Source organism: Alkalihalobacillus pseudalcaliphilus (assembly GCF_028610675.1).
Lineage (GTDB): Bacteria > Bacillota > Bacilli > Bacillales > Bacillaceae_D > Alkalihalobacillus > Alkalihalobacillus pseudalcaliphilus.
Map to the genome: position 1 here is coordinate 35,459 of NZ_JAQQWS010000010.1, position 13,783 is coordinate 49,241.

At 37.0% G+C, this 13,783-nt stretch carries 13 protein-coding genes and 1 pseudogene; 4 read left to right on the forward strand and 10 right to left on the reverse strand.

The genetic code is table 11. The features are described 5' to 3' along the window. Positions 1-266: 266 nt before the first annotated feature. Positions 267-2,309: a catalase gene (locus tag PQ479_RS17070; protein WP_047987246.1), complete on the reverse strand. Its 2,043-nt coding sequence runs from the start codon at positions 2,307-2,309 to the stop codon at positions 267-269. 292 nt (positions 2,310-2,601) lie between these two features. On the opposite strand from PQ479_RS17070, the gene PQ479_RS17075 reads away from it, so the two are divergent. From PQ479_RS17075 to PQ479_RS21925, 3 genes and pseudogenes are all read left to right on the forward strand, one after another. Further along, positions 2,602-3,381 carry a nucleotidyltransferase domain-containing protein gene (locus PQ479_RS17075; RefSeq protein ID WP_047987247.1) on the forward strand — a complete coding sequence of 260 codons (780 nt, stop codon included), beginning with the start codon at positions 2,602-2,604 and terminating at the stop codon, positions 3,379-3,381. Between the two features lie 2 nt (positions 3,382-3,383). Beyond that, positions 3,384-3,935 (forward strand): GNAT family N-acetyltransferase, encoded by a 552-nt coding sequence (locus PQ479_RS17080; protein ID WP_047987248.1) that lies wholly within the window; start codon positions 3,384-3,386, stop codon positions 3,933-3,935. Between the two features lie 57 nt (positions 3,936-3,992). Continuing rightward, a pseudogene (locus tag PQ479_RS21925) lies at positions 3,993-4,414 on the forward strand (NUDIX hydrolase). Between the two features lie 82 nt (positions 4,415-4,496). Here PQ479_RS21925 and mnhG read toward each other — a convergent pair. The 9 genes from mnhG to PQ479_RS17130 form a co-directional block, all read right to left on the reverse strand. Then, the gene (mnhG, locus tag PQ479_RS17090) at positions 4,497-4,844 is read right to left on the reverse strand and encodes a monovalent cation/H(+) antiporter subunit G (protein WP_047987251.1); all 348 of its coding nucleotides are present in this window, start codon (positions 4,842-4,844) and stop codon (positions 4,497-4,499) included. Further along, a complete protein-coding gene (locus PQ479_RS17095) occupies positions 4,831-5,106 on the reverse strand; it encodes a Na(+)/H(+) antiporter subunit F1 (RefSeq protein ID WP_047987252.1) in 276 nt (91 codons plus the stop codon). Before PQ479_RS17095 ends, mnhG begins: the two co-directional genes overlap by 14 nt. Further along, positions 5,107-5,583 (reverse strand): Na+/H+ antiporter subunit E, encoded by a 477-nt coding sequence (locus tag PQ479_RS17100; protein ID WP_047987253.1) that lies wholly within the window; start codon positions 5,581-5,583, stop codon positions 5,107-5,109. It abuts the gene before it with no gap. A 5-nt stretch (positions 5,584-5,588) separates the two neighbouring features. Further along, positions 5,589-7,070: a Na+/H+ antiporter subunit D gene (locus PQ479_RS17105; RefSeq protein ID WP_047987254.1), complete on the reverse strand. Its 1,482-nt coding sequence runs from the start codon at positions 7,068-7,070 to the stop codon at positions 5,589-5,591. Continuing rightward, positions 7,063-7,401, reverse strand: coding sequence for a Na(+)/H(+) antiporter subunit C (locus tag PQ479_RS17110; RefSeq protein WP_047987255.1), 339 nt, complete (start codon positions 7,399-7,401; stop codon positions 7,063-7,065). The genes PQ479_RS17105 and PQ479_RS17110 overlap by 8 nt, the downstream gene beginning before the upstream one ends. Continuing rightward, positions 7,401-7,835: a Na(+)/H(+) antiporter subunit B gene (locus PQ479_RS17115; RefSeq protein WP_047987256.1), complete on the reverse strand. Its 435-nt coding sequence runs from the start codon at positions 7,833-7,835 to the stop codon at positions 7,401-7,403. The genes PQ479_RS17110 and PQ479_RS17115 overlap by 1 nt, the downstream gene beginning before the upstream one ends. Further along, positions 7,832-10,249 (reverse strand): Na+/H+ antiporter subunit A, encoded by a 2,418-nt coding sequence (locus tag PQ479_RS17120; protein ID WP_047987257.1) that lies wholly within the window; start codon positions 10,247-10,249, stop codon positions 7,832-7,834. The genes PQ479_RS17115 and PQ479_RS17120 overlap by 4 nt, the downstream gene beginning before the upstream one ends. 396 nt (positions 10,250-10,645) lie before the next feature. Beyond that, positions 10,646-11,905 (reverse strand): CapA family protein, encoded by a 1,260-nt coding sequence (locus PQ479_RS17125; protein WP_273717113.1) that lies wholly within the window; start codon positions 11,903-11,905, stop codon positions 10,646-10,648. A gap of 3 nt (positions 11,906-11,908) precedes the next feature. Next, positions 11,909-12,670 (reverse strand): M15 family metallopeptidase, encoded by a 762-nt coding sequence (locus PQ479_RS17130; RefSeq protein ID WP_047987258.1) that lies wholly within the window; start codon positions 12,668-12,670, stop codon positions 11,909-11,911. A 521-nt stretch (positions 12,671-13,191) separates the two neighbouring features. Here PQ479_RS17130 and yiaA point away from each other — a divergent pair. Continuing rightward, complete coding sequence (yiaA, locus tag PQ479_RS17135) at positions 13,192-13,665, forward strand: inner membrane protein YiaA (protein ID WP_047987259.1); 474 nt, start codon at positions 13,192-13,194, stop codon at positions 13,663-13,665. Positions 13,666-13,783 lie beyond the last annotated feature (118 nt).

Here is a 13,783-nt window from a genome sequence, read left to right on the forward strand (position 1 = left end):
TATCATGGGTATTCATAAATTAATGCATATCAGAATAGGTTGTCCTTCCTAATTGCGCCAAAAGCAGAAGCCTAATTTACAGATTAAAAAAGAATGGTAGAATCATAAATCATTCAGTAAGTACCGATATTTAGAATGCTTGAAATCTAGCCTAAGGGTTATCAAGACAAGAAAAGCCTTTCTGTCGATGAACTCGCAGATAAGCTTTTCTTGTATTGAAATAACAAACATAGAGCCTGCTTTGTTATTGATTAAATTGTTTTTGATTAATTAACGTCCCGACCCCAAAAGCGGTGCTTGGCAATGGCTTTTGTAAATTGAGAGATGAATAAATCGATATTGTTTTCGAGCACAACACCATCGGAATCGCTCATGTCTAAGTCTGTTAGTAATGTTCCTCCTAACTCTGTCGCACCAATTGGTTTAAAATGAGCAAAGGCTTCTTTAACAAAATAAGAGGCTTTTAATTGAAAGGAGTGATTTTCTACACCACTACTTGCTATATAGACGGCATCAAAAAGGACAGAATCTGTTGTTAAGAAAGTATGAGCCACATCTATTTCTACGCCATCATCACTCTTATATATTCCTAATGATTCGGCAATCACCTCTCCAATAACACCTTGGTTTTCCCACTTTTTGATTAACCCTTCAACTTCTTTTCCATTAAAGTTTTTATCTAAAAGAATTGCGACTTTTCGAGAATGTGCTGTCTTAATCGTATTTTCTTGACTAAGGGCCGGAGATGATTTTGAATGATGAGATTCCCCTCGTGAAGGAGGTGTCATACCAATATGTTGAGCAATCTCGTGAACCAGATCGTGACTCACATTAGTAAACATCTCAATGACTTGCTTCTGAATATTTTGATTTGTGAGCTTACCTAGTTCAAAGCTAAAGGCTTCTATAATATGTTTCTTTTCTGCATCACTCATACTATTCCAGAATAGGGTTGCCTGTGAAAAATGATCTTTGAAGCTCTCACTCCTTTTTTTGATCTTGTGCCCGTCGACTTTTTCTTCATAATGAGCGAACCCTCCTTCTTGAGGAGAAGCGGGTGCTGGAGCATTATTGGCGAGTGAATTTTTGTGATAACTTACTTGTCCAACATTAATCGTATGTCTTCCGTAGCCATCTCGCTGATTATTAGCAAATGGACAGACAGGGCGGTTTATTGGTAGCTCATGAAAGTTAGGACCTCCTAAACGGATTAATTGAGTATCTGTATAAGAAAATAATCTCCCTTGGAGTAGAGGATCATTTGTAAAATCAATTCCTGGGACGACATGTCCAGGATGGAAGGCAACTTGTTCTGTTTCGGCAAACACGTTGTCAACATTCCGATTAAGGGTCATTTTACCAATAATTTTGACAGGTATCTCTTCTTCTGGCCAAAGTTTTGTCGGATCTAAAATGTCAAAATCAAACTTGAATTCGTCTTCTGTACTAATAATCTGAACACCTAATTCGTATTCGGGATAGTTGCCACTTTCAATGGATTCATACAAATCAGCACGATGAAAATCTGGATCTTTACCATTGATTTTTTGAGCTTCATCCCATACTACAGAGTGGATACCTAATTTCGGCTTCCAATGGAATTTTACAAAGTGAGCTTCACCTTCTTCGTTAATAAAACGGAAAGTATGGACACCAAAGCCTTCCATCATCCGATAGCTTCTTGGAATTGCTCGATCAGACATGGTCCACATGACCATATGAGCCGTTTCTTGGTTATTTGCAACAAAGTCCCAAAAGGTATCATGTGCAGAGGCAGCTTGTGGAATTTCATTATGTGGTTCAGGTTTAACAGCGTGAATTAAATCAGGAAATTTCATCGCATCTTGAATAAAGAAGACCGGGATGTTGTTTCCGACCAAATCATAATTACCCTCATCTGTATAAAATTTCGTAGCAAACCCTCTAGCATCTCGAGCAAGCTCTCCGGAACCCTTTGAACCCGCAACGGTAGAAAAGCGAACAAATACAGGGGTTTTTGTTTCTGGATCTTGTAAAAATTTAGCCTTCGTGTATGGTTTCATTGATTCATAGACTTCAAATTCACCGTGTGCCGCAAAACCTCTTGCATGTACAATTCGTTCAGGGATGCGCTCATGGTCAAAATGCGTCATCTTTTCTCGAAAATGAAAATCTTCCATTAACGTTGGACCACGTTCACCTGCTTTAAGTGAAAATTCATCTTCAGAAACCTTTAAGCCTTGATTGGTAGTCATTAAATGTTGACTGTCATCTACTCTGTATTTATCTAATTGTTCATCTTTGCTGTTTTTCTTTTGATTCTGATCCATCTTTTTCCCTCCTTTTAAATTTTGCTGTAGAATTTCTTTCTTATAAACTGTTCCCAACAAAAAAAAGTCATAAACTTATTTGATAAAACATTCAATTAATTACATGTTTTATCATTTTTTATTCTCTACTTCTTGTGTTTATAGATAAGTATGGTTGTGCAACAAATACAATTAAATATCGCAAATGCTTAACACTAAAAATATAAGTACTAGGGTCTAAAAGAAAAAAACATTGATTATTCACAAAAAAAGTAGTATTCTGACGTAATATCTTTTTTTAGGGGGTAGGTAGATGAGACAGTTTGAAGCGATTGAGGCGGTATCTGCAAGTTTAAAATCGGATGACTGCGTTAAAGCGATTTTTGTGAAAGGTTCCATTGGTAGAGGGGAATTTGATGAATATTCCGATGTCGATCTTTATTGTTTAGTTGAGGAGATGGATGTCAATGATTTTTTATCACGTCGACTCAAGCACCTTAGAGCCTATCGAGAGATTTTATTTTATGAGGATCTGTTTATTATAGCTCCGCAAATGATTGCCGTGTACGATAATTTATTACATATGGATTTATTCGCTGTAACGGAATCAACGTTTAAGAAAAAGGATTATTTTCAAGTCATTTTTGACCCGGATAATCGCTTACAAGTTTTTGAGGAAGAGCAAAATCTATACTTATCTCAGAGTGAGTTTGATTCACATACCTACGATCTAGCTTGGTTTTTATTCCAATATAGTAAAGCTAGAAAAAGAGGCAATGATTTATGGGCCGTCGAAATGGTACATCTAGCTCTACCACATTTCGCGAAGGTTTTATTACATCGTTATGAACCAAATCGTGCCCAGTTAGGGATCAAGACATTGCAGCGTTCGCTGTCGGAACATGTATATAAGCAAGTGGAATCTGTGATGAATAATTTGACCCCCGCTAGCCATCAACTGGGTGTCTCCTTACTCATCCAGCAATTAAGTCTTGAGTTAGAGTGGATAGAGTCGAAATTATTGAAAAGCTCACAAGCTAGACGTTTTATTCGTTTTATGGTGGACCATTTATATGAAGAGAGGAAGGATTGAGTATGGGATTTGAGTATAAAGTAAATGAAGATATTCGTTTACGTTTATTTGAAAGTAGGCACGCGGAGGAGTTGTTTCAATTAACCTGGGAATCTAGAAGTTCATTAAGAGAATGGTTACCGTGGGTCGATTATATCAAAGAAGTGAAGGACTCAAATGTATTTATTGAAAGTTCTTTAAAACAATTTAGCCAAAATAATGGGTTTCAAGCTGGGATTTGGTACAGAGGGTCTTTAGCTGGAGTCATTGGACTACATGAAATTAATTGGGCAAACAAAACGACTTCAATCGGGTATTGGCTAGGAACGGACTATATAGGAAAGGGGTTAATGACAAAGAGTTGTAAGGCTATTATTCAATACTGCTTTGGAGAATTAGACCTGAATCGAATCGAAATAAGAGCCGCGACAGGCAATAAAAAAAGTCAAGCAATCCCAGAAAGGTTAGGCTTTTTGCAAGAGGGCTGTATTCGAAGTGGGGAGTTTTTATATGATCGTTTTGTTGACCATTATGTTTATGGGTTATTAAAAAGTGATTCAAAGTCATCAAAATAAACGTTCTAGGAATTTCTTAATAGGAACTTTTGACACTTTTTAGGGGGCGTTTATCTATTGATTGTTCATGTGGAAGGGGGAATATTTCATCAAGGTAAATGGCTATTAATCAGAAGGAGTGAAGAGGAAGAACATGCAGCTGGCATGCTTTCTCTTGTAGGAGGCAAGTGTGAACAAGAAGGAAACACAGTAAACATATTAGAAAGAACTGTGCAGAGGGAAATCTTTGAAGAAATCGGGGTTAAGTGGCCGTTTCTAAGTATGTAATCAGTTCTTCCTTTATGACTGATTCAGGAGAACATGTGATAGACGTAGTATTTTTATGTACGATTGAGGCAGGAGAACCATATGGAAAAAGTAAAACAGAAGTGGCTGAGTTCATATGGATGACTACTACTGAAATAGTTGAGGATGATGCCATTCCAGTATATTTAAAAGAGAATATAAAACAGGCTGCTTTTATCATCGGTGAGCAATAAGAGCTTGTTCAAGAAAGGAAAATAAAAAGTCGTAAGGGCATAAATGAGCTCCTACGACTTTTCTTCTTTGAATTCAACGACTTTATTGCTCTTTCTGATGAGCTTTTTTGAGGTCGTCTTGAACGCTTTTTTCCCAGAGTGGAACACCGGCATTATAGGCAGACCGTCCCATCATTAGACCAGCGACTGGTGCGGTCATAAAGACGAAAAGAATCGTTAATAGTATTTTACCTACATATTCATCATGAACGAATAGGAAAAATAAAAATGTTCCTATCATGACGGACATGACACCAAGTGTTGCACTTTTGGACGCAGCATGGATTCTACTATATACATCTTGCAAACGAACAATCCCGACGGCGGCAAGAAGGGTGAATAGAGCACCAATAACAACAAAAACACTGACGATTATCTCAATGGCGGTCAATAATAACACCTCTCTCTATAAATTTAGACATGGCCACCGTTCCAATAAATGCTAGGATACTAATGACAAGGATAACTTCCGTATAAGCTAGTGTCTCCTGCAAAATCATGATGACGCCAATGAAGCCAATTAACGTAATTCCGAATGTATCAAGTGCGACGATACGGTCAGATGTGGTGGGGCCGATAATGGCACGGATTAAGCAGATCAGCATCGATACTGACGTTGTAATCAGGGCGACAAATAAAATAGTTTCAAACATTTATCTAGTCACCTCCATAATCGCACGTTCAAATGATTGATGAATGTCACGGATCATTTGCTCTTTATCAGGTACATCGAGTGCATGAACATAAATAAGTTTTCCGTCACTAGAAAAGTCCATCGATAATGTACCAGGTGTGAGCGAAATTAAGGCAGCTAAGAGCGAAATTTCCCAGTCTGTTGTCAATTGAGTTGGTACAGCAACAATACCTGGTTGATTGTCTAGTTTTGGTTTCAATACGACGCGTAAAACATCGATATTCGCTTTGATAAGTTCAATTAAAAATAAGATAATCAGTTTAAACAATGCCCACACACGAGTCATATAAAAATCAAACTTCATAAAGCGACGTAAGAAAAACAATATGAAGACCCCGATTACATAACCAACAAAAAAATCGACACCTGTGTAGCTATGTTGGAAATTCACCCAAGCGAACGCAATTAATAGGTTTAATAAAATTTGAAAAGCCATAGCAACTACTCCTTAAGAACAGAATCGATATAAATCGTAGGATCTAACAATTGTTCTGCAACTTGAAGTGAATATTGGAAAATCGGTTCTGCACTGAATCCTAAAACAATTGTTAAAGCAACAAGTGGAATAATTGGAATTAAGAGTTTTCCAATCTTCATTTGTGCTTGCTCTTCTGTATGCTTTTGCTTACCCCAGAAGGCATACATGAAGATTTTCATCATGGAAAACAAAGTAAGTAAACCAACAAGTAAGGCAACACCCGCGATGATATAATTCTCTTCAATAAGTGCCGCTAAGATGAGAGCAAATTTACTAAAGAAGCCACTTAAAGGCGGTATTCCCGCTAAAGAGATTGCTGAGATAAAGAATAGCCATGCAAGTACGGGATGTGTTTTTAGCAATCCACCCATTTGTTTGAGGTCTGTTGTCCCTGTAATTTTTTGGGTAACACCTGCGAATAGAAATAGGGCAGCCTTAACAATAATATGGTGAGCAATATAATAAATGGCACCAGCAATCGCTAAAGGAGTAAAGATACCTAACCCCATTACCATATAACCAACCTGACTGATAATGTGATAGGATAAAATCCTTTTAAAGTCAAACTGAGAGACGGCTCCAAGTACGCCAAAAAACATCGTAAAACCCGCTAAAATTAAAATCAGCGTATGAGTAAAGTCTGGATCATGCGTGAAAACTAACGTAAATGTACGCATAATCGCATAAATCCCTACTTTTGTTAGTAATGCCCCAAATAGTGCGGCAATGGCTGCTGGTGGCCCGTAATAAGAACGAGGTAACCAGAAGTATAGAGGGAATAAGCCCCCCTTCATTGCAAAGACTACTAAAAAGATAACGGCAATGACATTTAATACACCAACTTGTTCTAATTCAGCAATCTTAACAGCTAAGTCTGCGAGGTTTAATGTACCCGTAACAGAATAGATATAAGCAACACCAACTAAGAATAATATCGATGCAAATACATTCATCACTACATATTTAAATGATTCTCGTAATTGATATTTCGTACCACCAATGACGATTAAGATGTAAGAAGCAATGAGCATGACTTCAAAGAATACGAATAGGTTGAAAAGGTCTCCTGTTAAAAAGGCCCCATTAACCCCTGCTAATAAGAAAAAGTAAAATGGATAAAAATAAGCTTTCTCCCGTTTGGTTGATAATGTTTGGAAAGCAAAGAATAAACAAACTAAGCCGACAATGCTAGATAAAATCACCATCATCGTGGCAAACATATCCGCCACAAGCACAATTCCAAAAGGTGCTTGCCAGTTACCAAGCTCTAGGACCGTAATGCCTTCTTGATAAACATCCACAGCAAGGTAGATGGCTATTCCTAACATACCGATAGCTGTTATGACACTAATAACGCGCTGAATGCCGACTTTTTTCCCAAATAATATCAATATAGATCCAATTAGAAACGGGATTATAATTGGTAATATAATTAAATTACTCATCTGCAGAACCCCTTAACTGGTCTAAATCATCTGTTTTATGTTCTTTGTATGTGCGATAAGCCAATACAAGCAAAAATGAAGTGACCCCAAAACTAATAACGATAGCTGTTAAGATTAATGCTTGAGGCAATGGATCCGTATAGGATGCTGCTTCAAGGCTTAATAGAGGTGGTGCACCTGTTTGTAAGCCAGCCATTGTTAACAATAATAGATGTGCTCCGTGTGAAAGTAGCATTAAAGAGATGACTACTTTCAATAAACTTTTAGACAAAAGTAGATAAGTCCCTACCATAAAGAGGACACCGACAGTGATGGCCATTAGAATTTCCATTACGCATCATCCTCCGCAATTGATAGTATGATAGTGAGTGCGATACTGACAACAACGAGATAAATACCGAGATCAAAGGGTAAGGCTGTTGTAAGCTCTGTTTCACCAAGGATAGGTAACTGATAGTAGTCAAAGTACTGAGTTAAATAAGAATCTCCATTCAATACACCAATAACACCAGTTAAAATTGTAATAATTAACCCAACACCAATCATCGCCTCGAAGTTAATATTTAAAGACTTTTTGATACTCTTCTTTTCAAATACTAGGTACATAAGTAATAAGGCACTAGCTGTCATTAATCCACCGATGAAACCTCCACCGGGACTATTGTGGCCAGCTAAAAAGAGATAGACGGAGAAGATGAGGATGATATAAACGACGACACGTGAAATAGTTTGAAGCATCACATCATTGGTTTGTATATTTCTCACACATCTTCCCTCCCTGTCATTCGTAATTTAATTAATACAACGATACCTAAAGCGGCAATCCCTAATACAAGTGCTTCTAGCATCGTATCAAGGCCACGGAAATCAACTAAAATAACATTAACCATGTTGTAACCACCAGCAAGTATTTTAGAATTCTCAATGTAATATTGAGAGATTGGTTCAATTCCAGCTTCATTACCTAATGCTAAGGCACTTAGTGCAATTACGGTAACAAGGATACCTACTGCTGCTGAAATAATTAAATTGACTAAGTTAAATCTCGTTCTTGCTTTTTCTTTTCTTAATTCAGGCAAATGGTAGAACACAATCATAAATAACACGACCGTAACGGTTTCAATTAATAATTGTGTTAATGCAAGGTCGGGAGCTCTAAATACAACAAATACGAGAGCTAATAAGAAACCAATCACACCAACAACGATAACGAGTGCCATTCTATTATGAATAAAAGGCACGCTTAAGGTCGCAATAGCCATGATGCCAAAAATCATCCACATATAGGGGTGAATAAATGAAACATTAGTTAAATCAATCGCAAATGCTTCATAACGATACATGGTGTACGTGAAAAGCATAATCATAAAAATAAGCATATAAGCAAAGTAATCACGTAATAATCCAGTCATTTGTACACGTGTAACGACTTGTGAGCCTTTAATGACACCATCATAAGAACTATCATAGAACCAGTTAAGGGGGTCACGTTCACCTAAGTAGTACTTTGTATTCGCCCATTTTTTCATGAGGGTATAAAGCAGTATACCTGTTATGACAACACCAATTGTCATAAATAACTCTGTGTTAAATCCGTGCCACATATAGATATCGACGTGAAACGCTTCACCAGGTTCCAGCAACATAGGTAAAACAGAACGCATCGCGGGTTCAATCAGGGAATAAGCTAGGATATTTGGAAATAATCCAAAGATGACTACTAGGGAAGCTAAGATAATAGGACTGATTAACATTCCAATTGGTGCTTCATGAACCTTTACTTTAAAGTTCTCTGGCTTAAACGTACCTAAGAACGTCTTACTAAACATGATTAAGCAATATAAGAATGTAAAGACACTGGCCACCCAAGCAATAATCGGCAGGATGATGCTGAAGGTTTCCATATTGAAAGTACCGATTTCTTGAGCACGTATTAAAGAAGTAAAGAACATCTCTTTACTTAAGAAACCGTTAAATGGCGGTAAACCGGCCATAGAAGCTAGTCCAATGAATGATACGGTAAATGTAATCGGCATAATCGTCATAAGTCCACCAAGTTTTCGAATATCACGAGAACCAGTTTCATGGTCAATAATCCCGACTGCCATAAACAAACTTCCTTTAAATGTTGCATGATTAATTAAATGGAAGATCGCTACCATGATAGGAAAAGCATAATAAGAAGGATCAGGGCTATCAGAGAAATAAATGGCAGCGGATCCGACACCTAACAAGCTCATAATTAAACCGAGCTGACTAATTGTAGAGAAGGCTAGTATTCCCTTTAAATCCTTTTGGCGTACAGCAGAAATAGAACCCCAAATTAATGTGAGTAGTCCAAATCCAGTTAATAGCCAGAACCATTCCGCAGCTCCGCCAAATACAGGTGTTAAGCGAGCGACTAAATATATACCTGCTTTAACCATGGTTGCGGAGTGTAAGTATGCACTTACAGGAGTCGGTGCTTCCATCGCATCTGGTAACCAGATATGGAATGGAAATTGAGCTGATTTTGTGAAGGCACCTAACAGGATTAAAAGCATGGCTGGTATAAAGAGTGAGCTAGCCGTTACTAAATCTACGTTAGCGATAATTTCGCGAATGCTAAATGTTCCAGTCATCACATAAAGTAAGGAGAATCCAGCTAGCATAGAGAATCCACCAAGCACGGTAATCAACATGGATTTCAATGCACCATATGTAGATTTTTCGCGAGTAAACCAATAACTAATGAGTAGAGATGAAGCTAAGCTTGTTAATTCCCAGAAAATATATAAAACAATTAAATTGTCTGAAATAACGACCCCTAGCATCGCTCCCATAAACATAAGGAGGTAAACATAGAAGTTATTGAGCTTTTCTTTACTCTTTGATAAATAAAAGATGGAGTAAAGAACAACGAGTGAACCAATACCTGAGATTAATAAAAGGAATAGTAAACTTAAACCATCTATATAAACAGTAAAGTTAACTCCAAGGGATGGCACCCATTCGACGGTGCGTTCAATGACATTACCGTTTGATGTAACGGAAAGGTATTGCAGAAAATAAATGAATAATACAAGTGGAAGCATGAAGACAAACCAACCTGTATGAATTCTTTTCACAAACTTAAAAAGAAAAGGTACTAATATCGCAAATAAAAAGGGCGATATTGTAGCCCAATGCAACACAGACAAAAAGCATACCTCCTAGATTTTTATTTTTTCTCACACGATTACTGCTTGTTCTGTTGAGTTTTGTCGTAAGGACCAATTATTACCGAGATAACTAGGATTATAACGTAAATTATTAAACCATGCATCATGGGAAATCTTTGCATTGGCTACTTTTTAATGAATTATTAAATATGAAGGAATAGGGTGAAAAAAGGGAAAAAAATTTTAAAAGATTCCGTTGGAAGTTATAAATATATTCTGCAGTTCCGCTTAATTTTATAACTAATATAGGAAATATACTTTAAAGTCTTTCGCATGTAGGGGAGGGATAAAGTGAGACAGTAAAGAGTGGGTAAGAAATTTTACAAAAAACACCAGGAGTCAGCTTAAAGCAATAACTCATGGTGCTTAAGGTTATTAATGGGTGACACGTTGGTCTAATTGTTTCATCGTATCATAATAAGACCTTTCAAGACGAGGTAAAAATTCATCAGTAATCAAAGGATTTTCTCGATAGGTTTCCGCAGGCAAAATTCGATATTCGAACGGCGCAACACCTGAGTCACTATAACGATACACCCAAGTAGGGGTATAATTAATGGCATTAATTGTGGATTCACCTGACTTTGTATCCTTCTGGAGCTCGAGCTCTACAATAATTCCATCCTCGGTATGCTCGTTGTCGAGAGTTTCCTTTCTTTGATTGGAAATAAAATTGCCCATTGAATACATAACAAAAGTGTCATGCTCTTGCCCTGCACCTTTAATCCACTCGGACTCTTGAATGACGTGGGGGTGACTTCCTAAAATGATATTTGTTCCTTGATCAGCTAACCATTGTGCGAGTTCTCTTTGTGAGCTAGAGGCTTCTCTTTGGTACTCTGGGCCCCAATGCATCATCGCAATAATAAAGTCAGCCTCTTGTTCTTTGGCATATGCAATATCTTCGGACATTTTTTCTTTGTCTACTTTATTAACAAGTGTTTCTAATTCTGTTGGCGATAATCGATTTTCCAATCCATTTAAACTTTCCGTATATGCAATAAAGGCTAATTTAATACCATTAACTTCCTTCATCAATACTCTAGTATCCGGCTCTTCTTTATATGTTCCGACCGTACTAATACCACGATCTTGAATGACGTCTAACGTTCGTAACATTCCATTTAACCCAGTGTCTAATGTATGATTATTAATCGTTGTTAAAACATCAAATCCAGCTGTTTTTAGTGAATCAACTAGTTCATCCGGTGAATTGAAGAGTGGGTAGCCTGCAAAAGGATATTGATCAGTACCTGCCGTTGTTGTTTCAAAATTTCCGACAGTGACATCAGCGTCCGAAAGATGACTTTGTACTTCTTCAAAGACAGGATCGAAATTATAAAGTCCTTGTGCTTCATCAAGGGCACTTAAAAGCTGATCATCATGAGCCATAATATCACCAACAGCCGCTAAAGTCAGAGTTTGATAAGGATTTTGTGCCACCTCGTCGTCCTCATTCTGATCGGTTTCACCATTCGAAGTGTTTTCTTCGCTCTGATTAGCTTTTCCAGATGTCTCTTCACTGGCTTGTTCCTGATTGAAAAAGATAAAAGCCCCGACACTAAAACCAACAAGTAGTAAAATGATCAGTAATATTTTTAAAGGTGATGTTGATTTTCTTCTCGTTCTATTCATCAATTATGATTCTCCTTGCTCTAAATATTCTTCATAAGTAAGCCCACTATTAAAGACATCTGTAGCAAGCTCCTGACCTAAATAGCGGAAATGCCAAGGCTCATATAAATAGCCAGTAATATCTTCTTTATCTTCTGGAAAACGAAGGATAAAACCAAATGTATGAGCATGATCGGCTAACCACATTCCCTCTGCTGTTTCTCCAAACTCTTCCTTGAGTAAATAATTAACACTTTCACTCGTTATATCAATTGCCAAGCCAGTTTGGTGTTCGCTTTGTCCTGGTCTTGCACTAAAACGATTTGCGGCTTCTTCACCATTTTGGCTGACATATCTATTAAATAAAGCATCTTGTGTTTGGTAGGAACGATACCCTGAACGTGCATGGAGAACAAGCCCGTTATCAAGAGCAGCGGTGAACATGTCTGTAAGTGCCTTGGCAGCAGGTTCACGGAGCTGATTAATTTCAGGGTCTTCTAACACGGTTGGAACTTCTAATGTGACTAAATCTGTTGGAGCGTAGTCACTCTCAAGGTGATTCTCTTTATTCACAAGTCTTGAAATAGAAGGATCTTCAGGCTCTTGCTCCTCGATTTCAGTGCCATCTCCTGTAGGGTTGTCCGGTTCTCCTTCATTTTCATGAACATTTTCTTCAGGAGGGTGCTCTTCGTTTATTTCATTTTGATTCTCTTCTGGCTCATTATTGGAACAAGCAATGAGCAAGACACAAAAACATATAATACTGATTAACTTTACTTTAATCATAAATAATAGCAACCTTTCTAACATGATAGTATAAGTATACGTGTGATTATTAAATTATTTAGTGGGTTAAATCTTAAATCTCTCTTAAATCAACTTTTTAGGAGTTTTAAAAAGAACAGACGATTAAACGACAAATATGTGCATTAATTTTAATTATAGGACTTATTTTGTAATAAGCAATGTAACTTGTTCAAAAAAGCATGAAAAACTTATTTGATAGTTATCAAAAGTTTACTAAAGTTATGAGGAGGGTCTTACGTTGTCAAGGTAAATTTCTTTAATCATCCTTTCAACGATTGCAATGTCGATATTATTTAAAGAAGATAATTGAACAAAAGGCTAAGTTAGATGAAAGAAAGGTAGGGTAAAAGTGTTATATATTTCTAATTAATTTCTCACTAAGACAAATGAGTTTTAGAGAGATTTTTTAATGGGAAATCAAGAAAAGATTAGACTAATTGTTAGAAATTTCTATATAATATAAGTTACTTGAATAAATTTTTGAAGTGGGGGGAGTAGAGATGTCTGAAGATAAAGATTTAATTATTCGAAAAAATAAAACGGTTGATACGAAAAATAAAATGGAAAGAAAAGATGGTGAACCAACCGCAGCTTTTAAAGGTGCGTCATGGGCAGCATTACTAGTTGGTGTAGGTGCTTATTTAATTGGATTATTTAATGCAACGATGGAATTAAACGAGAAAGGTTATTACTTTGCCCTTTTAATATTTGGTCTATATGCCGCCGTTTCCTTACAAAAAGCGGTAAGGGATAAGGATGAAGGTGTACCTGTTACAAATATTTATTATGGCTTGAGCTGGGTTGCTTTAATAATAGCGATATTGTTAATGGGCATTGGTTTGTATAATGCGGGCAGTATTATTTTAAGTGAGAAGGGTTTTTACGGTATGTCGTTTGTACTTAGCTTATTTGCAGCGATTACCGTTCAAAAAAATATTCGTGATACACATCGTGCTCACGAAAGAAGTGAATGAGAGGGAGGGTCTTGTAGTGGATATCAGCATAGGAGTATTGTTTATCGCATTAAGTATCGCGGCATTTGGTTATTTTATCGGTGATGGTTTGAAGAATTTTCAAAATCCACAAGCAAAG